This is a genomic window from Paenibacillus melissococcoides (genome assembly GCA_944800085.1).
GTDB lineage: Bacteria > Bacillota > Bacilli > Paenibacillales > Paenibacillaceae > Paenibacillus_B > Paenibacillus_B melissococcoides.
The window spans coordinates 269,546-291,803 of the sequence record CALYLO010000002.1 but is presented as its reverse complement, the minus strand read 5'-3'; the positions used below and the strand labels follow the sequence as shown (position 1 = coordinate 291,803).

Genomic DNA, 22,258 nt, shown 5'->3' with positions numbered 1-22,258 from the left:
CTGGAGACAGATTGTTCATGAAGCCGCCTTTTCCTCACTTCTTTGAGGAGAGGCGGTTTTTGGTTCGGTCATTTGAGCGCGCGCTTCCTTCCTCTTCACGATTTTCCTATTTTCTCCGATAATGATGATTAGCGTTCATTTCAAGAAGCGTCTTATTCCGCAATAGGAGGTCGAACCGTGAACCGGTTGAAAAAGTTTGTACATGCCGCTCTCAGCTTTCTTGTCGTTCTGATCCTTACCCAGGCGGTCATCGTCCCGCTCCTTCGCTCCGTAGAGGCACCGCAATCTGGATTCCCGCTATCCTTGGTGATCTCCGTTATCATCTCGTACCTCATCACGAGAAAGCTTTTGCGTCGCTTGGAACGAAAACATACGCTGAAGCTATAGCGAATATTCATTGTGACTATGCAAAAAGCTGGTACACCGTCATGGATGAGATACCAGCTCTCGCTTCCATCCTGTTTATTTGGACTTTCTCCAATATGCGCCATAGTAGTCAATCTGAATCAGCGGATCTTGAATTTGATGGAGGTTTCTGAAGTCATGTACTGCCGCAGCACAGCAGCTGATGGCATAGTCGTCGATAATGATGTAGCCGCCCCTGACATCAAGCAGATCGTACTTCTGAAAATTAAGGGCGACCTCTTCCATAGATACTTTCAGATAATCGACGGTATGAAGCTCAAGCCCGGCATCGACCGGATACTTCTCCACGTCCGGCGGCGGCAAGCCTTCGAAGGAGTCGGCTACCCATACCCGCTTGTCCGTAATTCCGTAAGCCTTCAAAAATCCCCTCATAAAGATGCAGGCTCCGCCTCTCCAGACGCCAGTCTCGATAAAATCCCCCTTCGACCCGATCTTGACTAACGGACTTCATGCTCTCATGAAGTTGATTCATCCGTACTCTGCCGATCATGCTGTGAGCGATTGGGGGCCAGTCCAGCCCGTTCAATCGATTCTGGGCGGTAGCTCCGGGCTCATGTTCTAGCCATATTTCAAATAAGATCGGTTTTCTTCAATAATTTCAAATATAACTCCTGCGCCGCTTCCAAACTCACCATCGATTCCCTCCTCGACACCAGTCGTTGACCCGATAATCAATATATCAAAACGATAAAGAGCCGGTATGCACGGTGACATAGCAAAAACGTATAATTAAGCTGCGTCCTCGCCGTCACTGGAGTCCTTGTCTTGGTGACCCGGCGCGTATTCCAGCGGCATCAGGTGACGTAGAAGATTATGAGAAGCGCTTAAATTCTTATTACATATAAACATATTATGTGGTAATATATGTATCAGGTGGTGTTTGTAATACTAATTCGGCCGAATAATGGTAGGAGCATCATAAGAAATCACTTGCAAATCACCTAATAACTGATTAGGGAGTGATTCTCTTGAAGCTTAACCGCAGAAAATGTTTAGCTCTTGCAACTTCTGTACTGGCAGCATCGATGTTATTTGCTAGCGGGGCGTACGCCAAGTCCTATACGACGGGTAAAGCCGGAAATAATGATACTTCTGGCAGGGTAACAATTTACAGTGACAGCGCATCGGGGCAAACCACATGTGGAGGCAGCAATTGCTACTCTTATGTTAAAGTAACTTACTACTACAAGCATGGAGATGCAACCGTGACTCGCTCTTCAACAGCTTCGGCTTATGAGAAGCATCCCGGAGTCTCGGCTACCGCCAAAGCACAATACGTGCCTGCATTGTCAGTATCCGCAACTGCAGAGCATAAGGCGGAAGTAGGTTCAGCTACATGGGAAGATACTACGTCGGTTGACTACTAGTAATATTTTACATTAACGATTTAGCCTTGGGGGAAGGGGAACGGATCACTTTCCCCAAGGCATTATCTCTTTATCGTCACATAACTGCAATAGCTAGAGAAAGGATACCGTGATGAAGAAATACATTTCCTTTACCCTGCTGCTATGTCTGCTGCTTGTATCAGGGTGTTCCAGCAAGAAATTTCCAGACGACAATGAGTATCACTTGGAATGGGATTATCCATTTATGTTTCATAAACAAGGGTATGGTTTGAAGATAACCCGATCAGAGACGGGATATTACTTCCTTCATGAACAACTTATTTATTATATGGACAAAGAGAGAACAAAGCCCATTCTTCTGGATAATCGTCCTGACAATCAATGCATGGATATTCCGACTACAGAAAACTGCTTCGCGTTCGTTACATTTTCATCATCCAAGCCGCCTCAGTTTTTACAATATTATGATACGCATCTCTATGTGTTAGAAAGCTACTTGGATCGAGAAAGCAAACGCTCGAGGTTCGATAATACTTGGACGCTCGTCAGGCTAGATCCGGACGGACAAAATCGAAAAGTCATCAAAACCTTTGAAGCCACACCCAGATCGCTGGCCATTCACCGGGGCTATCTTTATTATACGACGACAGACGGGAGCAGAGAGAACGACCTGGAAGTTAATGTCTTCAAAGCGAGCCTTGATAATTTGAAGCAAGATCCCGAATTGATTTACCACGCATCTGATCAAGTGAATGAGATAACCGATATCATTCCATATGGAACGCAATTATACTGGCTCGTATTTAACGAGACAGGCTATGAAACACAACGCTATGATCTGCAGAATGGTCAAGTCACAACGTTATGGGATCGCGGAGATGGCGGGTTATCCAGCTTACGCAGCATCGCTAATAACAGGCTATACTTCTCTTATTTCTATGGCGATCCACTGGACAAGCGAACGCATAAGAAATACTCGTCTGACCTGGAAGGGAATTATATCGAAGAAGTTAAGATCGATCACCCGCCTATCATTTCCTATATTTACAAGGATTCGTCATATACTTATATTCAGCCAATAGGCGGGTATGTCCATGAATATGCTCCAGACGTCCCGGTTCAGCTATCCATTTTCAAAGATAATACTCTGGTTCATAAGATCGATTTATCTCCTTTTTCTAAACATATTGAAATGCTTCCAGGTGACGATCGCTATATGTTTGCCCATAACGAGCAATCGGATAAGAGTTCCATCTTGTATTTGGACAAACGAGAGATTGAGTCAGGGCAGGCTAAACTAAAAACTTTGTTGGAGACAAAGCTCCGTTAAACCTTCACAATGCCATTGATGCAAGGAGTTCCTCATGACATTAATCGGATATGAGCTGTTGAAGGTGTGGCATAGACGAGTCTTCGCCCTTCTGGCCGTCCTGCTGCTGATCGGCAATGGGCTGTTCTACTATAATACGCAGTTCCGGGACCAAATAGCTCTGATTCAACATAGAGACGAGTATCAACGCCTGGAACAGCAATATCGAAGCTTGCCAACCGATGAGGGGCTGGCAGTAGCCGCCAGACAAGCGGATTTATTGGCTTTATACAGCACATTTGCCCAAGAAGGAACCATTGCCGAAGAGATCTGGGATCAAGCCATCAATGAAGCCAAGCAGGCCCATCCTCAGGAGTATAAGCAGTATAGGCAAAGCCCTTATGCAGGCAATCCGGATCTGATTGGCCGAGATTTATATCTCATCGAACGAATCAAAAAGCAATACGAGCATATGGAACAATATCGGCGGACGATGGATGAAATGGGCACTCGAGCGGAAGAAATGCTATCCGTGTCGATTTTTTATCAGGAGGGAACTTACTCTTACCGCAATATTGGGAAGACGGTACAAGACTTTGAACCGCTCCGCGGCTTGCCGCTGCAGTTGGGACTGGAAGAAGGGCTCACCTCAGGCACGCGGCTGCAGTCCACGGATATGTGCCTTGCCGCGCTCTTGTTTTTGCTGTGTATCATTTTGTTCCAGGTTGAGAAGGAAGAAGGGCTGAACCGCCTCATCCGTTCGACGCGCAACGGTCTGCTTGACCTATGGGGAGCCAAATGGGTTGTTCTGAGCCTGCTGACCGTGCTGTTAACCGTCTTATATCATGGATCGATTTTGGTGATAAGCGAGCAGCTCTATGGCTTTGGAGACCTCCACCGTTATATCCAATCGATGCCGTCATTCCAGGGTGCAGTCGAAGCATTGACAGCAGGACAGTTCCTGCTCCTGTATCTGCTGCTGAAGGTGGCGGCCAACCTCTTGTTTGCCTGGATGCTTGCCGCCTTGTTCTTATTATTTCGCCGGGCCGGAGGAGTCTACCTGGCGACAGGGGCGTTGTTAGGCATCAGCTTTCTATGCTATTCCGTGATTCATCCGAATTCATACCTGAATATGTTCAAATATATGAACGTGGTTGCATTCTACGATTCCTTTCAGCTTCTTGCGGATTATCGCAACCTGAATGTGTTCGGTTACCCGGTGAAGAAGACGGCATTGACGTATTGGCTCGGCGGGGCTGTGATGATGCTGCTGCCCGTACTATGCGCCTGGCTTTATGTGTCCGATGCAGGGATCGGCTCTCGGCTTCCATGGGATCGCTGGCGGAGAAGACTGCACGGGGCATGGTTCAAGCTGCGGCGTACGAATTCCCTATTGGTGCATGAAGGATTTAAATCGTTCATCTCCGGAAAAAGCATTCTCCTGTTGGTCCTCGCCGGAGTTATCGTATACCAGCAGATCGATTGGGATGAGCGAAGGTTCGATTACGATTCCATCGTATATAACCGCTATTTGAATCATATCAGTGGCGCAATAAATGAAGACAAGCTGAACTTCCTCCAGGAAGAAAGGGCGAAATATGATGATCTGCCGCGGCAGTTCGCTTATTGGTATGAACAATATACGTCCGGCAGCATTGATTTTACGGTCTATAATACGGAAAAGGTGAAGCTGGAGGAGTTCGCCAAGCAGGCGAAAGCATTTCAGTACATTGAGGAGCAGAGGGATTACTTGTTAAGGCTGCAGGAAGACCGTGGAATTACGGGAAGCTTCGTGAATATCATCTCATCCGATGCGCTGTTCAATCGGAAGCAGGCGGATCTGGAGGACGGACTGTTATATACCATCTTGCTGCTGGCCGGGCTTAGCCCGTTGTTCGCCCTTGATTACAGGTATGGCATGATGGCTATCCTGCGAAGCACCCGACACGGCCGGGGGAAACTGTTCCTTTCCAAGCATGCCGTTGCCTATCTGTACAGCGTCTTCCTGCTCCTTCTGCTTCAGATACCGAAGTTCTATAATCTGCTAAGGCATTACCCTGACATCGATTGGCAGGCTCCGGTTCAGAGCATCGAAGTGCTCGGGCATGTAGAGGGATCGTTGAGCATCCTGCAGTATGTTCTCCTGATGGGCGTGCTCCAGATTGGAGGCGTGCTGCTGCTCGTTCATGTTGTGCTATTCCTGGCGGTGCTTGTCCGCAGACAAGCGATCCTGCTGCTAATTTCAACCGCTATCGTGGTCATCCCGCTTGGTCTGCAGTATATGGGATGGAAACCAATCGGCAGCATATCCTTCAATCTTCTTTTTCAACTGTATCACGCCTTTCCAACATCACAATATGCGCTGAACATGAGCATGTATTATGGAATGCTGCTTCTTCTTGGCATCGGATGCGGCATTGGCGCATGGCGGACATTCAATAGCTTCACTCAGAAGGGGGACTGACCGTGGAACTGACTATTGATCGTGTAACGAAGCGCTATAACAAAGGGCGCAAAACGGCGCTAGATCGCTTCAGTGCCGAGTTCTCCCCTGGAATATACGGCATATTGGGTCCGAATGGCGCAGGCAAGTCTACGCTCATGAATCTGATTACGAATCAGTTGAAGCAGGATGAAGGAGAGATTCGATATAACGATCAGATCATCTCTCGTCTCGGCAAGGAGTATCGGAATATTTTAGGATACATGCCTCAACAGCAAGGAATTTATCATCATTTCACGGGCCGGAGATTTCTATGGTACATCGCCGCTCTCAAAGGGATCAAGGCCCCGCAGGCTAGAGAAACTATCGATGAACTGCTGGACATCGTCAATCTGCGCAAGGATGCGGATACGAAGCTTGGCGCCTACTCTGGCGGAATGAAGCAGCGTATTCTGATCGCTCAAGCGCAATTGAATGATCCAAAGCTTTTAATCCTGGATGAGCCGACCGCAGGGCTTGATCCAAAAGAACGTATACGCATCCGCAACTTCATATCGACCATCGCCATGAACAAAATTGTGCTGATCGCGACCCATGTCGTGTCCGATATCGAGTTCATCTCGAAGCAAATTCTTCTGATGAAGGAAGGCAAGCTTCTTGTCAAAGACGACCCTGCACGCATCCTGGCCGGCATGGAAGGAAAAGTCCATGAGGTGCGCGTCACAGAGTCTGAGCTTGCCGAGGTGCAGTCCCGCTTCAAGGTTAGCCAGATTACGAGCGATTCAAGCGGCATCTGGGCGAGAATCGTTCACGATGAACCCTTGGAGCATATGGAATCCCGAACGGTAAAGCCGAATTTGGAGGATGTGTACCTTCGATATTTTGAGTGAATCAAACCGGCAGTCTTTCTCTGCCGGTTTTCGCTTTCGTGATTTTAGTTTCGTTTCTTCACCGGACGCAGCACGGCATAACCGTATCCCTCCGGGAAATGACGCTGATAAACCTGCTTCGTCTCCTCTATATTTGACCTGAATTGCAATCTCTTGCTCTTGACATTCAAAGCGAAGTCTTTATAATGATAGAGCTTATACTATATGTGAAATATGTAACAAGGGGAGCGAAGTCATGTGGTTTTTATTTGCGGTAATAACCGCTTTGGCTTGGGGAGGCGCTGATTTATTTTATAAAAAAGGCAGCGACCCTCATGATCGGTTCAGCCATATTAAAATCGTCATTATGGTCGGATTGGTTATGGGAATTCACGCCACCGCTTATCTGTTCATCAAAGGAATTAACTTTCATCCGATCGATCTCGTTCGCTATTTGCCGGTATCGGCGCTCTACATCCTGTCGATGACGATCGGGTACATTGGCTTGCGGTATATGGAGCTGTCCATCGCATCTCCCGTACAAAATTCTTCAGGAGCCGTCACCGCCATATTATTGTTTATTTTCTTCACCCACGAGCTGAGCATCGTTGAAATTTTAGGCATAACCATCATTACCGCCGGTGTGATTGGCATTGCCATTTTGGAAAAGAGGGCGGAACGCGAGGCGCTTCAGAACAGCTTATCCGCGATCGATCAAAAATATCAAATCGGCTTCATGGCCATCACCTTCCCGATTCTGTACTGCATCATCGACGGGCTCGGAACGTTTGCCGACGGGATTTATTTGGATGAGCTGAGTCTAATCAGCGAAGACGCTGCTCTGCTCGCTTATGAATACACCTTTTTCATTTGCGCCATTCTGGCCTTTACATATCTTAGATTTATTAAAAAACAACCGTTCCGCCTATTCCAGGAACGGGTGAAAGGATATGCCGCCCTATTTGAAACAACGGGGCAGTTCTTTTATGTATTCGCCATGTCCAGCAACGCCATCATTGCGGCGCCGCTAATTGCTTCCTACAGCATTTTTTCGGTCATCCTGTCCCGAATCTTTCTCCAGGAGCGGCTGAACAAGAAGCAATACGCGATTATTGTCATGGTCATTGCCGGCATCGCCTTGCTTGGCCTTGCGGATGAGCTGTAGCCTGTTTTGGCGGCACCAAAGCCTAAAAAAGCCGACCTTGCATGGTCGGCTTTTGGATGGCCCGGGTCAGTTCAGCTTGTGGCCGCAATTCGGGCAGAAGTTGGCTCCTTCGTTTTTGGTGCCGCAGTTCGGACAGAAGTTCGGCTTTTTGTTGCCTTCCGCAGGAGAGGAAACGGCAGGCGATGTCTCGGCCGCAGGCTTTTGGTTTTGATTCATATTTTTCATCATTTCATTGGCGATGTTCATCCCCATCATCATGCCTGCCATGTCCGAAGCGGCGCCGCCGCCTTTGACGCGGCCGGAGGCAATGCCGTCCGTCATCGACACCTGCTGGTACTTCTGCAGATTGCCGATCATCTCATGGGAAGCCGTCTTCGTAATCATATCTTGAATTTCTTGCGGATAATTGAAGCTCATCACTTGAAAGCCAGTAATCGTCAGACCGTTGTCCATTACTTGCATATCCAGATCTTCACGAATGCCTGCGGCAATATCGGAAGCATTCGCCTGCAGGTTGAACATGTCCTTCCCTTCCCGGCTGATCCACTTCATCAAGAGCTGGTCCAGCACGGAAGTAATCCGGATTTTCACATCCTCCACCAGATAGCTGTCCTTCATCCCGGCCACCTTATCGATCAGCGTCACGTAGTCATTCACTTTAAAATTAAACGTGCCGTTGGCGCGAATAGGCATGCCGCCCGGAAGCTGCGGAGACGGGATCAGAACCGGATTCTGCGTTCCCCAACGGACGGTGAACTCCTTCGTGTTCACGAACAGGACCTCCACCCTCATCCCGCTGTTGAAACCGAATTTGAACCCTTTTAACGTCGACAGGAACGGGATGATATCCGAATCAATGTTATACTCCCCTTCATCCTTGAAAATTCCTTCGATCTTGCCGTTATTTACGAAAATCGCGTCTTGCCCGGCGCGGATAATTAACTTGGAACCTTTTTTAATCTCCCGGTTGCTCCACTTCCAAAAAATCATATCGTCTCGAAATTCTTCCCACTCGACTACATTCGCAAATTGATTTCTGAAGAATCCCATCCTCATCCCGTCCTTTTCGCTAATTCTCTAAAACGATCCTCTGCTGCCGCTATGCGAATGGCCCCCTGACGGGGTTCCTCCGCCTCCGCCGCTTGAGCCGCTGCTGCTGCTCCGTTCGATCTTCCGTCTCGTGGTGCTGGTATGAAGATACCTGTCCTCGTGAGCGACCACGCCCGAAGTGCTGGCGTTCTCGTAGGTCCGGGAATTCACAGTAACCCGGCCGCCGGAATGACGGACCATCAAGGTAACGATGCCCCCTCCGATGACCACCGCGATCCCTAATTGCACCCACGTATTGAACAAGAGATTATCCGGGTTCACCCCTGGACGGAATCCCATATATTTATGTGCTAATTGGATATATTTTTGAAAGGCGAGCTTATAGTCGCCGTCTGACATATACGAGGATATCTTGCTTCGTATTTTGTCCATTCTGTCATCATCGAGATAGGTCTCCGCTTTATAAAATCCGGCCAAGTACACTTCCCGATGCGTCATATCCACCATCAAAATGGCGGCATTGCCATGCGGCTTATCGTAGCCGGGTCCATAATTATCGTAGAAATCCTGTGTCATTTTCTTCACGTCATAAGCTTCCGGGCCGCTGATCGTAACAATAATAAAGTCCGTTTCCCTCTCAGCTCCGTATTGATTCGCCAACGCGTTCAGCTCTTCAACCTCCTGCGAAGTAAGCAGCTCCGCTGTATCGAAAATCAACTGCTTTTCCTTCGTGGCAGCCGCTTCGCCCGCAATGGTATCCATCGGGATGGCCAGCATCATGAGGAAGAAGAACAGGAAGGCGAGGGTCGCTCTCTTCCTTCTCACCACAATCCACCTCCCAAAATCAAGGAGGACACCGTGTGCATGACGAGGAAGGAGGCGGCCGAAATCCCGGCAAACCATGCGGCCACTTTCCCTTTGCTAATCGGTGGCTTGCCGACCACCTTGCCCGTCTGGCCATTCATGGCAAACGTGTACTCCTTTTTATTGTAGTCGTAGTTCACCATCCATACCGGAAGCAGGACATAATCGGCACGCTCCAGTTCGGTATCAATGTCGACATCGGTATAGCTCACGGTCGTATATCCCGACACCGTAGATTTAATATAAGAGTGGATATATTCTTCTACCTTATGTTTCACCCGGGGGTAGAGTTGTTCCTCGTTATAGCTGTACTTTTCGGCAATGTAACCGGCCAGATACGGCGTCTTGAAGCTTTCCAGCTTATGATAAGGAAAAGGCTCCAATTTATCCATCAGTTCATCATTCATTTTCTTGGATGCATCAATCGGCACCCTTACGTAATCGAGATGGATTTCTCGATATATATCATAATAATCCGTTTTGGTATACTCGTAATCTCCCGATGTATACGTGCTCACTCTCGTGGCCCGGGCATACGCCTCGACTTCATTATGCAGATCATACAGCCAAAACGGCACATACAACCCCGTGATTCCTTTGATTCGATCCGCCGTCATAAACCCGCGTGGCGTCACCAGGCCGCCGCGGCACCATTTGCGGAACGCCTTCATCGCTTGTTCCTTGCTGATGGAAAACGGAATAATCTTCGCCGGTGCCAGCTCCCCGGTCAGCCGATCGCCGAGCACGACAGCCGAGCCGCAGAAGCTGCAGTTCGTTGCGCTCGTCTCCGCGTCGGTCATAATGACGGCACCACAGCTATTGCAGTGATATTCCTTGGTCTTATCTTCATCCGAAAACACTTGCTTCATCAAAGGATCGGGAAGTTGCTCGATATTGTCTTCCCTTCCGCAGCTGCGGCAGGCTAGCATTCCCGTTTCCGCATTGAACTCCATCCCGCTGCCGCAGTTCGGGCATTTATATTCGATAACCGGCATCTGCTCACCCCTATTACAAAGAAGCCCTTATTCCTTCTTGTTCATTTTCTCTTTGAGTGCAGCCAATTCATCTTCCGCATTGGTGGACGGTTTTGCATTCTTGCGCATGTCCTTCTCCAATTGCGCAATCAGGTCATCCAGATCGTCTTCCTTCGCTCCTGCCCGAAGCTCGGCCAGAGCCATCGCTTCATCGAGGGCGCGATTCGCCTTCTCCTCCAGGGCATCGAACGAGGCATTGACATCGCCCGGGGAAGAGCCGCCTGAATTTATTTTCGCAGCCGCCAGCTTCCCTTTCAGCTCCGCATGCCGCGCTTCCAGCCGGCCGATATCCGACACCAGCTTCTCCTGCATTTGCTTCATCTTTGCGGCGTTGGCCGAAGCCAATTCATAGGCCGTATGCAATTCACTTTGCTTTCCTGCCAGCGCTGCCTTCCTCTCGAGAAACTTGACCGCATCCTCTTCCTTGCCGGCTTCCACGGACTTCTCCGCGTAACGCTGGAGCTTGCGGATCTCGGCATTGCATTCATCCAACGCCCTGCGAGCCCTTCCCTCGTCCGCCAGCACCGAAGCCGTCTCCGCCTTCACCTTGCCCAGGTCCTGGTTCAAGCTCCGCATATACTGATCAATCGTCTGCTCCGGGTCTTCCGCCTTATCCAAAAAAGCATTCACATTGCTGGCCATAATATCCCTGAACCTCGACAAGATTCCCATGCTGCGCTCCCCCTCGCAAAAATTCCATCTTATCTTATAATACAGGAAAATGGGGAGGGAGGTTTCATTTCGAGCAAATTGGCTGCATGGTGAATTTGGGTAAAATACACGGGTTGTTCGGAATCGGCAAACGTACAGGGGCAACATTCTTTGAACGCAAAAGTACCGCCAAAGGCGTCATAGAGGACGAAATTGACGGTACCATACAAGCGATTGGCAGGGGATATAACCCCTTTTCAAAATAATCTAAAGTGTTCTGGAATGATTGCGTCGCTTCCATTCGCGGTAGCGTTACGAAATAACCGGTTCGATAATGCGATAATTCTCGATGGTATATTCCACATGATAGATCGTTGGCAAGCCGGCCCCTACTATTTCCGTGAAATCAACCGCCGTATAAATATCGTTGTGGATATTGCTTGGTCGAATACGGCTCATAAGTCGGATTCATCGTTTTTCTATCCGGGTACAACCGGCCTTTAATGATATTAAGAATACAGGTCTGCGCTGCTTCCGTAATCGTCAAATAAACAGCTAGATATCCCCGCCGCCCCATCTTACATTTTGATGCAATTTTCTGCAAAAATTTGAGCCATATCTGCAATAGAATATTTCCCATTCACAATGTCTACCATGAAATTCACCGCAAATTCCCGTTCCATTTTTAGATGATAGCCATTAATTTTAAGGAATGATTTTACAGATAAATAAGCCGTTCGTTTATTGCCATTATGAAAGCAATGGTTTTTAGCCAAAGAATCACCCAACGCAGCTGCTTTCTCAAATAATGTTGGATACGCATCCTCGCCAAATACACTTTGCTCCGGCCTATAAACGGCAGATTCAAGAAGAGAATGATCTTTAACGCCCGCTTGTTCCATATCGCGCATCTGCTTCATCATGAAGTAGTGTCCGGCCACCACTTCTTCTTTAGTCAAATACTTTACCATTTATCGGTCCCTTAGGTCATTAAATATGTCCTTATCCTCATGAAAAACATCATAAAATGCTTCTAACACTTCAGGCCGCACATGTTCAGGCAAATTCGATTTCCAAACCTTTTTGATGACGATTTCTCCCTGGTCATTTTCGAAAAATTCAATCTCGTCACCCTGTGTAACATTCATTTTTTCTGCAAGTCTCTTTGGTAAACTAATCCCTAAACTATTGCCCATTCGGCCTATTTTGCGAGCGTATCGAGTCCTCTTCGTTGTGTCACGGTCTTTTTCCATATTGACCACACCATTCATCATAATGTTCTCTCCTCATAGTATGATCCAAGCGTACAAAATTATACCTTACTAATGTAATAACTTAATAACATTCTAACAGAAAATACGAAGGAGTAAAGCAAAACCCGACCTCATGCAGTCGGGTTTTTCATGGTGGAGACGGGGGGGATTCGAACCCCTGTTCGAAAATTTACGCTGAAGCAGACGACTATCTGCTATCGGCTGGCTAGACTACCGATAGTTACATGGCTTCGGTGGCTTCACGCAGATAATTAATCTGATTAACGATATATATAAGTTAACCGGTTATTACCGCTGCCGCCGATTCTGTTCCCTTATCGAAAGTGTATGAATGCCCAAAATAGGCGGCTGTAGGTACCATAGGCGAATCCCCAGCATAATATAATGTAAAATAGTTACAACGAAGGAGAAAAATCAATGTATCAATACGATTTCGGTCAATCCAATTACGCTCCATCCGGTTACGACCCGTATGGTTACGGTCAATTTGATGGGTATTATCAACTTGATTATCCTTCCGACATATCCGGCGTCCCATTTCGACAGCAAGATTTGGGCATTGAATGGCATGAACAAGAAGGCCCGTGGAGCGGGGTGTGGCGCAGGCGGGGGAACAGCAACATCTTCGATGCCAGATGGACTATGCCTGGAGCTCCGGCTATAACAGCTGTTTTAACGATCTATATATTCGGAAATTTTGTTTTTGTCCTCCGGCAAAACAGCAGCGACGGAAATGACTGTGCCTACACAGGAACACTCTCCAGAGATGGGCGTACGGTTAGCGGGACTTATCGATGTATCCGAGGAGGAGGCACTTGGACGGCCACAATCATTCGGCGCGCGAGAATCGATTTGGGCAGGGTCTGGTATGAACAAGAAGGCGGCTGGAATGGGGTGTGGCGGCGCCGGGGAAACACCAACATTTTCGATGCAAGATGGACTATGCCTGGAGCACCGGATATTACGGCTGTATTGACGATCAACATATTCGGCAACAACGTCCAGGTTTTGCGTAGAAACAGCAGCGATGGAAATAACTGCGACTACACCGGCACCATCGCTGGGGACGGCAGAACGGTTACAGGCACTTACACATGTACGCAAGGCGGAGGGTCTTGGAGAGCCACTATAACTTTTTGAATTAGCTGCGAGGACTGCTCAAAGAGGAGCAGTCCTTGGTGTTCATGTTAGAGCCTCCTCGTATAGTATTTCCTGAAGGCAGTTTTGAGTCTTTTTCCAGTCCTTTATAGAAACATAGAATGCCTTCAAAATTTCCAGCTTGCACATTGAAAATTAATATGGGGACTGGACTTTCCGGAATGTCTCTGGACAATGGAACTTAGGGTTCCATTCGGGGAAATTCGTCTCCCTCCTGTAGTCCAATCTACTTTTTAAGTCTGTTTCTCCGGTACTCGCTTGCACTTCTTACCCGCTGGCTGTTCCCTTCGGCAACTCATGCCCGACTGTAGCAGCGTCGGGGCAGCTCGTGAACCGAAGCGTGTTCTCATATGCGAGGGTGATTGATCGGCGAGTGCGCCGGAGACAGTCCGGAGAGTCCGTTCCCTGAATCCCTTATAGAAAGGAGGAATTCTCTTGAAGCTTTTTGTCGGTATTGACGTCAGTTCCGAAGAACTGGAAGCCTGTTTGATGAAATCGGATGGCGACACCCTGGAGACCTTCAAGACCACCAACAATCTGCACGGCGCTTCTTACTTGCGGGATCGCATCATTTCTGCTGCGGTCAAGACAGCCTGCTCTGAGGTTCATATCGGGCTTGAAGCCACATCCGTCTACAGTTGGCATCCAGCCATGTACTTGCATGAGGATGAGGCCCTTCAACAATTGAATGCCAAGGTGTTCACCATTAATCCGAAGCTGATTAACAAATTCAAAGACGCTTATGCCGACCTGGACAAAACCGATCGCATCGATGCCTGGATCATTGCAGACCGCCTGCGTTTTGGCAGACTCACGACGACTATCGTGATGCAGGAACAGTACATCGCCTTGCAGCGGCTCACTCGCATGCGATTCCATCTCGTACACAACCTTACCCGCGAGAAGCAATACTTTTTGCAAAATCTGTTCTACAAGTGCAATGCTTTTCGCGCGGAGGTGGACAGTTCCGTGTTCGGCCATGCCATCATGGAAATGCTCTCGGAAAAGTATAGTCTGGATGAGATGGCGAATATGGATGTCGCCCGTTTGGCTGACTATCTCAAGGACAAGGGGAGAAATCGTTTCCCCGATCCCGAACACGTCGCCCGCTGTATTCAAAAGGCGGCTCGGGCCTCGTACCGTCTCTCGAAGGTTGTCGAGGATTCCATTGATTTGGTGCTGGGCACCTCAATTCAGTCGATCCGGAGCATCCAGAGTCAGCTTAAAGAGCTCGACAAGGCGATTGAGCGCATTTTAGACGGCATTTCCAGCAGCCAGTGCCTCCGTTCCATTCCGGGCATTGATCGGGTCTATGCCGCAGGCATCCTGGCCGAGATCGGCGACATCGACCGCTTCACGGATCAAGCCGCCTTGGCCAAGTATGCGGGTCTGACGTGGCGCAAGCACCAATCCGGCTCCTTCGAGGCGGAAGATACAAAGCGCATTCGTTCCGGCAACCGATTCCTTCGCTACTACCTTGTTGAAGCTGCCAACTCGGTAAAAAACCGCGACCCGGAATTCGGGGAGTACTACCGGAAGAAATTCAATGAAGTCCCTAAGCATCAACACAAACGTGCCCTCGTCTTAACGGCAAGAAAACTTGTGCGTCTGGTCGATGTGCTGCTACGCAACGACCAACTCTATACGCCCAGAAGGAAGGTGAAGCCGACAGAGCAATAATGCCTTGGCTCATGAATTTTCTTCTCTAATTCCCAGTTAAATTATGGTATTTTACTTAATTTTCGACTGGGTCTAGTTTGGTGATACCTTTTTTGGGATTGATCCTGCTGCACGCCAAGGAAATTTTCCAATTCTCATCAATCAGGGACTTGACATCATACCGCTGGACTTATCGAAGACCGTTTTACCATGTAAATTATACCGAATGACCCACGCCTCACAGGCTTCTACGGGTGTAGTCACATTGGATATCCCCCGAATCAGACTCGTTTAATCTTCCGCAGCTCATCGATAAGAGCAGGCCGATTGGGATAAGTGGTGCACAACTGTTCAATAACCTTTTCCGCATGGGCTGCCCCGCCTGCTTTCATGAGATCACGAATCATTCTACATCCTTTCTGATACTGTTTTCGATTGGAAGCCTGGGCGATTTCCTCTGAGATGGTTTGTGTAAATAAATCAAAGACCTCTTCTGCATATTTACTTACGAGGTATGGATAGTAGTCCAGTACCGTCCGCTTGTTCTTTCGGACATAATTCAGTAATTTCTCCGTTTCCTTCTCTTCAATAAGCACACGGGTATATAAGGACTCCGTTCGCCAATTCCTGTTGTATTCGTCTTCCAATTTGGCTAATAACCTCTCATATGCCTCTTCCCATTCATCTCTGCTGTATAATTCTTTTAACATCATATAATAATGATAATCCCCTGACACTGCGAATTCCTCTGCAAGCTTCTTTTGAAGATCCACTTGACGAGTATGCCCATAAATTTCGAAGCGATACTCCTCCCATTGTTTAACAAGACCGCGGTAGCCTTTTTCAGCGTCTTGTTGTTCTCCTTGCTCGGCAAGCTCCAACGCTCGATCAAATTCCTGTCTCTTGATAGAATCTTCAATCGCCATTTTGCGAAAGTGCGGATTGTCGAGGTGGTCTTGTAAAAATTGCAATGCTACACTGTCACCTTCAAACTTCTGAATGACTTGGTATCGAAGTATAGCTGCATGCTCTGTAAAAAAAGTACCGGAGAAGGATTGACTTTTTTCATGCGCCTCTAATTTAGCGATCAACTCACCCCATAAATCCTTTTCCGCAGAAGTGGCCATCAAATAACTTGCACTTTCCAGAAGAGACAATTGCCACTCATTCCAGCCCTTTGTATTCGGATGGAGCACCTCTTTGAGAACTCGTTGAAATAGGACGGCTCTATCCTTAGAGGAGCTATTTTCTAGTTGAACTGATATACGATGAATATTGTTTAGACATTCCTGAATTATACCTCCGACGATTCCGCCGGAATCATCACACATCTGCAGCAAATCTCCCATCTCATGGATAATGCAAAAATTAATTTCAGCAGCACGAACGTAATTTCCGCTATCCAGCGCTTCCTCCGCTTTATTCAGTATTTGTTCGGCACCCGTGACAGCCTTGGGAACATTCCGATAAGCAACAAACCCAGAACGATCAGAGTTTTGTTTAATAGAGTTACGAATCATTTTTTTAAAATGGTTTACACTTTCCTTCTCACCGGCGTCCATAAATTTCAGCGAGAGCGCTCGCTCTACTTCCGTGATTTCGTTAGAGAAATGGACAAGAAGCGCGACCAACTCGTCCTTACTGAGCTTGGACAAATGGTCAGCCATACTCTTTTTTCTGTGAAAATCCAAACGCACTCATGAACGATTATCGTCTTTAAAAAGCAGCAATTTTCTGAGAAATGACCATAAGATGCCCGGTCCACCTTCTTTGAAGGGGCCTTGTTTAAAATCGCTATGTTTCGTCAATGCTGTAAGGTTAGTTGATCTGCATGAGTGGTGCTTGTGGTCCACCTTCGATGTAAATTTGTTTGTTCTTCAGCATGTGGTAAGCAATGATAAGTATCTTACGTGAAATGGCAATGCAAGCTTTTTTCTTTCCTCGTCGTGAAGCAATCTTCCAGAACTTTGTTGCCAAGACCGTGTTTCGTGAGCGAGCGATTGCCCAAGACGCTTCGCATAGTGTCACTTTTGCATGAGGATTGCCTTTTACGCTTTTTGTACTTTTTTTTTGCCTGCACTCTCGTGGTTGCCGGGTGCTACGCCAGCCCAAGAGGCAAGGTGATCTGCGGATGGAAATTGCTCCATATCGGCCCCGATTTCTGCAAGGAGTGCTGCAGCTGTTCGTTCGCTAACACCTGGAATGGTCTGAAGCAGTTCGTACTCCGTCCGATAGGGCTCCAAGTGATCGTTAATTTCGGCTTCCAACCGAGCAATGGACTTCTCTAAGTATTCGATATGCTCCCAACAATCTTTAATCAATCGAATTTGATGCGGGGTCATCGTGCCAAAAAGAGAGTCAGTAACTTCACTTTTTTTGTTCTTGATCGAACCCTTGACGCTCGCTTCAACATCTTCCGCGTCAACGTAACCTTTTTCGATTAAGCGTTGCAACAAACTGCGCCCGGATACACCGAATACGTCTGAGATGACACTGCCTAGCTTGACGTTACCTGCTTCAAGATACTTCTGGATTCGGTTTTTCTCCGCTGTTAGGGAGCCGATTCGTTTTTTTCGAAGTCGGCAGAGGTCCCGTAGCTCCCTTAAGTCCTCGGATGGCACAAAGCTGGGCTCAATTAGACCGACTCGAAGCAGCTTCGCGATCCATTCGGCATCACAAACATCCGTCTTGCGGCCAGGAACATTCTTAATGCGCTGCGCATTCGCCAGTACGACGGTGAAGTAGCCTTCAAGGATGTTGTAGACAGGTTTCCAATAGATTCCCGTGCTCTCCATTGCGATGTGTGTAACGCCTTGGGACTCCAGGTACTTAAGCAGTTCGAAAAGATGTTTGGTCATCGTTCCAAAGGTTCGGATCTCGCTGTGGGCCTCCCCCGCAGCATCTGTGGTCATCACACAAACGACGATTGTCTCTTGGTGAACGTCCATTCCAGCACAGCGTTCAAGCAATACTTCCATCTTGGCTTCCCTCCATAACTGAAATACATGACGGCGGATGAATTCGAGCTTGAGCATTTTTCTGTTCGCGGTTCTCTGATTGGGCATACAGAGCCAGCACAGGTTTGTACACAGAACTCATCCTCAACAGTTTATTTGTCGGGGTTACACCACCATTAAAAAGAACGTGTTTCGCGTCATGTAGTAGCAGTATGGGAAATAGGTCCGACCACTAAACCCTCGCTATTTTCATGCTAGGTTTGCGAACGAGAGTTCATGAATGTTTATTTGAACAAATCCGCAATAAGAATGCGGTGTGGCTCGCTGTTCTGGAAAGTATGTCTGAGGGCTTAATGCTCGTAAACAATCAAAAAGAAGTCGAATATGTGAATGAATTTTTCCTGAATGTCGTTGCTCACGGAGAAGAGCAAAAGGTAAAAAATCTACATGACGTTTACAAAAGATTTCTGGCTTTATTTGATGTCGACAAAGAAGAGTTGTCCGCCTTCTTCACGGATGAAAATGCAGAACTAAAAATGGAGCATAAGCAAAAATCAAAGTACTATAGACTTCATAAATTTTTGGTCAAGTTAGATGAGGATACGATCGGCGAAGGCCTGTTGCTGCGTGATATAACAAAGGATGAGGAGATCGACGCATTAAAAAATAATTTAATCTCGCTTACTTCCCATGAATTCAAAACCCCGATTACGAATATTAAGGGAAGCATAGAAACCTTGCTCCGGCAAGAGGTAGAATGGGGTCCGGAATTCCAGCAAGAGCTTCTCGAGGGGGTCCACGAAGATATTGACAGAATTCTGTGTCTCGTCAACGATTGGATGGATATTTCCAAAATCGAATCCGGAACCATGTACGTGGAAATGAATAAAATCCGTCCCGATCAAGTGATTGCCAAATCGATGGAGCAAATTCCGCTGCCGCTTCGACGAGATGCGGAATTCCATTTCCATAATCATCTGGGGAATGACTTTGTTTTATATGCGGATAAGCTCCGTGTTCAACAGGTTCTTGTGAATTTATTTACAAATGCGCTTCGGTATAACGATGCCGCAATTAAAAAAATCGATGTCTCGTTAGACATAGAACAGGATTATATAACCATCTCGGTGTCCGATAACGGTATTGGCATCGCAGAAGATCAACTTGAAAAAATATTCAATCACTTTTACCAAGTAGACGCAACGGCGGCCAGACGAACGGGGGGAACCGGGTTGGGGCTTGCGATATGCGTTGGCATCATGGAAGCCCATGGAGGGAAAATCGAAGTAACCAGCAAGCCGGGAACAGGGAGCACCTTTACCCTCTATTTTCCTATAAAGAAAGGGGAAGAATAGGATGAAAAAGCAGAAGATTTGCATTGTCGATGATGAACCCAAAATTCTGCGCTTTGTGGCTGCAAACCTCAAATCCATCGGATATGAAGTAACAACAGCAGGCTCAGCGGAAGAGCTGTTTGCCAATTTCGATCTCGTATCGCCTGATTTAATTCTGCTTGATATTATGATGCCGGGCCAAGACGGATTCCAAGTACTAGAAAAAATACGCAAGTTCTCTGATGTTCCGGTCATTATGTTAACGGCAAGAGGCAACTCCCAAGATAAAGTGCAGGGATTAAATTTTGGTGCGGATGACTATTTAACAAAGCCATTTTCATTGGATGAACTATTCGCCAGAGTGAACGCCGTGTTGAGAAGAAGCCAATTTAATGGCGCCAAAGCCTATATGGCGAATACGCCAATCATTCGAACCGGAGAACTCGTCATCGACCTGGGCAGCAGAAGATGCTGGGTTCAACAGGAAGAGCTTAACCTTACGCACACAGAATATTCCGTAATGGAAATCCTATCGCTCCACCTGGATAAAGTGGTTCAGCATGAGACCTTATTATCCGAGGTATGGGGAGCGCAGTATCGGGATGAGGTGGAATATTTACGCGTGAGTATCGCAAGAATCCGGCGCAAATTAAAAATCTCTTACACCATCAAGAGGAATATATCGTCACTTATTCCGGCATTGGATATATGCTGAAAAGCATTCCGATTCATGAATAAATGAATGTCTCACGATTTTCCCGTCTTGCAAATTTTGCAATACGGGATTTTTTTGTTATGGAGCCTATACCCCCTCTTCCTTTTATTTTTTCTATGTCATTTTTAATGTTTATGCAATGAAAGCACTTTCATTTTTATTCGACTGTTATGCCGCTTATCTTATAGTTTTATTGAACGGTCGCCGAGATAGTACAAATCTACATTCAGGAGGAAATCAAGATGGACAATCATAATGCCGCACCAAAGGGCCTGGTTCCCTACTGGGTCAAAATCACCATTGTTTTCTTTTTAGGCTGGATTTCCATTTACGCCACCCGCTCCGTGCTCAATCCGGTCATGGACAATATCCAAGCGGAATTTGGCTTATCGGCTTCTCAATTAGGCTTAATCAGCAGTATTTTCTTCATTGGTTACGCCGGACTCAACGTGCCGTCCGGAATATTGGGCGATAAAATCGGCAAGAAAAAAGTGCTTGTCCCCGGTGTCATTCTATTCGGGATCTTCGCTGCCATTACAGGCATGATGCCCACCTTTGCGCTTTTCATGACAACCTGGCTCTTTGTCGGCATATTTCAAGGTTTTTACTACGGACCTCAGTACGGACTATCCTCAGAAGCGATTCCCAAAAAACATATTACCGTAGGCAGCGCAATTATTAATAGCGGGATGGCGTTCGGGCTTTCCCTTGGCTACTTCATTTCCAGCTACACGGTCGGCACGTTGGGGATGAGTTGGAGGGCCCCCTTCTACATTATTGCCGTTCCCGTCGTTCTGGTCGGCATCGCGATGTGGATCGTGATTAAAGACAAACCAAAAGCAAAAGAACAAGGAACCGATGAAAAAGCCCCTCAAAAGCTTAAAGTAAAAGAACTCTTTAGCAAAAACCTGATTTTTGCGTACATTACGATTTTTTGCGCGATCTATGCCTTCTTCGTCGTTGTCACCTGGATCCCGTATTATTTGCAGCATGCCCGCGGCATTGAAGGCACCGAAGTCGCCGTTGTCTCTTCGCTCGTTCCATGGGCAGCCATACCCGGTTCCCTCTTGTTCAGTTGGATTGCGGACAAAATGGGGGCGCGCCGTCCCGTCTTATTAGTGATGCTGCCCCTTTCCATTATCGCGATTATTTCCATTGTCGCCTTCGATAATATGTGGGTTTTATATATGGCCTTGATCGGGTACGGCATTTTCGGAAAAATCAGCACCAACCCGGTCCTTGTAGCCGTTGTTGCCGATAACGCGCCAAAGCATGCCTTAAGCACCGCATTTGGTCTCTACAACTTCATCGGTATGTGCGGCTCCATTTTGGCGCCTTATATTACCGGATTCCTTACCGACGTAACCGGATCGCTGAACGCCGGATTCTATTTCGCCGGATTCCTTCTCGTCATCGGCACCGTTTCCGTGCTCTTTATCAAGGAAGACAATAGACCGAATGCAGAAGCTCCCTCGAAGTAAGAGCGCCGTGATCTCCATGTACGATGCCGGATCATCTTGAAGAGACAACAAAAAACTAACCACTGCAATCGAAAAGCTGGAACCAAATTAAGGAATGGCCTGAATAGAGGTGTTCGTAAAATGACGGACAGCCTCTTTTTTATTCCGTTAGGTTGTACATTTCTAAGAGTCGTCTCCCTATATAGTGAGCAGGGAAAAATTCATCGCGATGGAAGGAAATTTCTCGGTTCACAATAAATCAATGAGGAGGAATGTAACAATGGCTGCCAGAGAATATGTACAAGAAGTTGAATTGAACCTGCGGACGATTTCAGATCTCCAGGGCGCTTAAAGCGAAACTTCGGTTTTTAGAGTATCGTAAGGTGGATGGGACTACTCGATTTGTTATTGGAGAAGGCTACATCACTGGGGTTCGTTATCGTGGAGGCGGCTGGAATACTGACCATTAGTTCCTGAAAAAAACAAGGGATAGCTTGACGCTAACCCTTGTTTTCTTTCTCTTGCAACTTTTTCTGGATCG

The 22,258-nt window shown here is 47.3% G+C and carries 19 protein-coding genes and 3 pseudogenes; 11 read left to right on the top strand and 11 right to left on the bottom strand.

Annotated features, from left to right (window positions below; translation table 11 throughout):
• Positions 1–177: 177 nt before the first annotated feature.
• Positions 178–387 carry a hypothetical protein gene (locus tag OCY70_RS09500; protein ID WP_213430209.1) on the top strand — a complete coding sequence of 70 codons (210 nt, stop codon included), beginning with the start codon at positions 178–180 and terminating at the stop codon, positions 385–387.
• A gap of 75 nt (positions 388–462) precedes the next feature.
• Here the strand turns inward: OCY70_RS09500 and OCY70_RS09495 are convergent.
• Positions 463–1,058: pseudogene (locus OCY70_RS09495) on the bottom strand (TylF/MycF/NovP-related O-methyltransferase).
• Positions 1,059–1,394: 336 nt separating this feature from the next.
• Between OCY70_RS09495 and OCY70_RS09490 the strand changes: the two are divergent.
• The 4 genes from OCY70_RS09490 to OCY70_RS09475 all read left to right on the top strand — a co-directional run bounded on the left by OCY70_RS09490 (position 1,395) and on the right by OCY70_RS09475 (position 6,417).
• A complete protein-coding gene (locus tag OCY70_RS09490; RefSeq protein WP_213430210.1) occupies positions 1,395–1,793 on the top strand; it encodes a hypothetical protein in 399 nt (132 codons plus the stop codon).
• Positions 1,794–1,905: 112 nt separating this feature from the next.
• Entirely contained in the window at positions 1,906–3,105 is a 1,200-nt protein-coding gene (locus tag OCY70_RS09485; RefSeq protein WP_213430211.1) for a hypothetical protein, read from the top strand.
• A 34-nt stretch (positions 3,106–3,139) separates the two neighbouring features.
• Positions 3,140–5,548 (top strand): hypothetical protein, encoded by a 2,409-nt coding sequence (locus OCY70_RS09480; protein WP_213430212.1) that lies wholly within the window; start codon positions 3,140–3,142, stop codon positions 5,546–5,548.
• A gap of 2 nt (positions 5,549–5,550) precedes the next feature.
• Positions 5,551–6,417: an ATP-binding cassette domain-containing protein gene (locus OCY70_RS09475; RefSeq protein WP_213430213.1), complete on the top strand. Its 867-nt coding sequence runs from the start codon at positions 5,551–5,553 to the stop codon at positions 6,415–6,417.
• Positions 6,418–6,461: 44 nt separating this feature from the next.
• On the opposite strand, the pseudogene OCY70_RS35740 reads toward OCY70_RS09475, so the two are convergent.
• Positions 6,462–6,545 (bottom strand): annotated as a pseudogene (locus OCY70_RS35740) (AraC family transcriptional regulator); the annotation flags it as partial.
• A 107-nt stretch (positions 6,546–6,652) separates the two neighbouring features.
• Here OCY70_RS35740 and OCY70_RS09470 point away from each other — a divergent pair.
• The gene (locus tag OCY70_RS09470) at positions 6,653–7,561 is read left to right on the top strand and encodes a DMT family transporter (RefSeq protein ID WP_213430214.1); all 909 of its coding nucleotides are present in this window, start codon (positions 6,653–6,655) and stop codon (positions 7,559–7,561) included.
• 66 nt (positions 7,562–7,627) lie between these two features.
• Here the strand turns inward: OCY70_RS09470 and OCY70_RS09465 are convergent, their stop codons facing one another.
• The 7 genes from OCY70_RS09465 to OCY70_RS09435 all read right to left on the bottom strand — a co-directional run bounded on the left by OCY70_RS09465 (position 7,628) and on the right by OCY70_RS09435 (position 12,434).
• Positions 7,628–8,611 carry an SPFH domain-containing protein gene (locus OCY70_RS09465; RefSeq protein WP_213430215.1) on the bottom strand — a complete coding sequence of 328 codons (984 nt, stop codon included), beginning with the start codon at positions 8,609–8,611 and terminating at the stop codon, positions 7,628–7,630.
• A gap of 27 nt (positions 8,612–8,638) precedes the next feature.
• Positions 8,639–9,436: a TPM domain-containing protein gene (locus OCY70_RS09460; protein WP_213430216.1), complete on the bottom strand. Its 798-nt coding sequence runs from the start codon at positions 9,434–9,436 to the stop codon at positions 8,639–8,641.
• Complete coding sequence (locus tag OCY70_RS09455; protein WP_213430217.1) at positions 9,433–10,470, bottom strand: TFIIB-type zinc ribbon-containing protein; 1,038 nt, start codon at positions 10,468–10,470, stop codon at positions 9,433–9,435. The genes OCY70_RS09460 and OCY70_RS09455 overlap by 4 nt, the downstream gene beginning before the upstream one ends.
• Before the next feature lie 27 nt (positions 10,471–10,497).
• The gene (locus OCY70_RS09450) at positions 10,498–11,181 is read right to left on the bottom strand and encodes a PspA/IM30 family protein (protein ID WP_213430218.1); all 684 of its coding nucleotides are present in this window, start codon (positions 11,179–11,181) and stop codon (positions 10,498–10,500) included.
• A gap of 291 nt (positions 11,182–11,472) precedes the next feature.
• Positions 11,473–11,619, bottom strand: coding sequence for a hypothetical protein (locus OCY70_RS09445; RefSeq protein WP_261944812.1), 147 nt, complete (start codon positions 11,617–11,619; stop codon positions 11,473–11,475).
• 119 nt (positions 11,620–11,738) lie between these two features.
• Positions 11,739–12,131 carry a type II toxin-antitoxin system death-on-curing family toxin gene (locus tag OCY70_RS09440; protein ID WP_213430219.1) on the bottom strand — a complete coding sequence of 131 codons (393 nt, stop codon included), beginning with the start codon at positions 12,129–12,131 and terminating at the stop codon, positions 11,739–11,741.
• A complete protein-coding gene (locus OCY70_RS09435) occupies positions 12,132–12,434 on the bottom strand; it encodes an AbrB/MazE/SpoVT family DNA-binding domain-containing protein (RefSeq protein WP_006285820.1) in 303 nt (100 codons plus the stop codon).
• Positions 12,435–12,851: 417 nt separating this feature from the next.
• On the opposite strand from OCY70_RS09435, the gene OCY70_RS09430 reads away from it, so the two are divergent.
• Positions 12,852–13,574 (top strand): hypothetical protein, encoded by a 723-nt coding sequence (locus OCY70_RS09430; protein ID WP_213430220.1) that lies wholly within the window; start codon positions 12,852–12,854, stop codon positions 13,572–13,574.
• Between the two features lie 453 nt (positions 13,575–14,027).
• Positions 14,028–15,272 carry an IS110 family transposase gene (locus OCY70_RS09425; RefSeq protein WP_261944499.1) on the top strand — a complete coding sequence of 415 codons (1,245 nt, stop codon included), beginning with the start codon at positions 14,028–14,030 and terminating at the stop codon, positions 15,270–15,272.
• 260 nt (positions 15,273–15,532) lie between these two features.
• Here OCY70_RS09425 and OCY70_RS09420 read toward each other — a convergent pair whose 3' ends face one another.
• Positions 15,533–16,918, bottom strand: a complete 1,386-nt coding sequence (locus OCY70_RS09420; protein ID WP_213431478.1) for a hypothetical protein — start codon at positions 16,916–16,918, stop codon at positions 15,533–15,535.
• Between the two features lie 151 nt (positions 16,919–17,069).
• A pseudogene (locus tag OCY70_RS09415) lies at positions 17,070–18,229 on the bottom strand (IS110 family transposase).
• A 365-nt stretch (positions 18,230–18,594) separates the two neighbouring features.
• Here OCY70_RS09415 and OCY70_RS09410 point away from each other — a divergent pair.
• From OCY70_RS09410 to OCY70_RS09400, 3 genes are all read left to right on the top strand, one after another.
• Complete coding sequence (locus OCY70_RS09410) at positions 18,595–19,563, top strand: sensor histidine kinase (RefSeq protein WP_249724549.1); 969 nt, start codon at positions 18,595–18,597, stop codon at positions 19,561–19,563.
• 1 nt (position 19,564) lies between these two features.
• The gene (locus OCY70_RS09405) at positions 19,565–20,257 is read left to right on the top strand and encodes a response regulator transcription factor (protein ID WP_249724552.1); all 693 of its coding nucleotides are present in this window, start codon (positions 19,565–19,567) and stop codon (positions 20,255–20,257) included.
• Positions 20,258–20,499: 242 nt separating this feature from the next.
• Complete coding sequence (locus tag OCY70_RS09400) at positions 20,500–21,738, top strand: MFS transporter (RefSeq protein WP_213426602.1); 1,239 nt, start codon at positions 20,500–20,502, stop codon at positions 21,736–21,738.
• Positions 21,739–22,258 lie beyond the last annotated feature (520 nt).

Excerpts from the sequence above, each read along its gene's own strand:
- OCY70_RS09485 (WP_213430211.1), top strand. The coding sequence starts at position 1,906 with ATGAAGAAATACATTTCCTTTACCCTGCTGCTATGTCTGCTGCTTGTA.
- OCY70_RS09480 (WP_213430212.1), top strand. The coding sequence starts at position 3,140 with ATGACATTAATCGGATATGAGCTGTTGAAGGTGTGGCATAGACGAGTC.
- OCY70_RS09470 (WP_213430214.1), top strand. The coding sequence starts at position 6,653 with ATGTGGTTTTTATTTGCGGTAATAACCGCTTTGGCTTGGGGAGGCGCT.
- OCY70_RS09465 (WP_213430215.1), bottom strand. The coding sequence starts at position 8,611 with ATGGGATTCTTCAGAAATCAATTTGCGAATGTAGTCGAGTGGGAAGAA.
- OCY70_RS09455 (WP_213430217.1), bottom strand. The coding sequence starts at position 10,470 with ATGCCGGTTATCGAATATAAATGCCCGAACTGCGGCAGCGGGATGGAG.
- OCY70_RS09450 (WP_213430218.1), bottom strand. The coding sequence starts at position 11,181 with ATGGGAATCTTGTCGAGGTTCAGGGATATTATGGCCAGCAATGTGAAT.
- OCY70_RS09445 (WP_261944812.1), bottom strand. The coding sequence starts at position 11,619 with ATGAGCCGTATTCGACCAAGCAATATCCACAACGATATTTATACGGCG.
- OCY70_RS09440 (WP_213430219.1), bottom strand. The coding sequence starts at position 12,131 with ATGGTAAAGTATTTGACTAAAGAAGAAGTGGTGGCCGGACACTACTTC.
- OCY70_RS09435 (WP_006285820.1), bottom strand. The coding sequence starts at position 12,434 with ATGATGAATGGTGTGGTCAATATGGAAAAAGACCGTGACACAACGAAG.
- OCY70_RS09430 (WP_213430220.1), top strand. The coding sequence starts at position 12,852 with ATGTATCAATACGATTTCGGTCAATCCAATTACGCTCCATCCGGTTAC.
- OCY70_RS09420 (WP_213431478.1), bottom strand. The coding sequence starts at position 16,918 with ATGGCTGACCATTTGTCCAAGCTCAGTAAGGACGAGTTGGTCGCGCTT.
- OCY70_RS09405 (WP_249724552.1), top strand. The coding sequence starts at position 19,565 with ATGAAAAAGCAGAAGATTTGCATTGTCGATGATGAACCCAAAATTCTG.
- OCY70_RS09400 (WP_213426602.1), top strand. The coding sequence starts at position 20,500 with ATGGACAATCATAATGCCGCACCAAAGGGCCTGGTTCCCTACTGGGTC.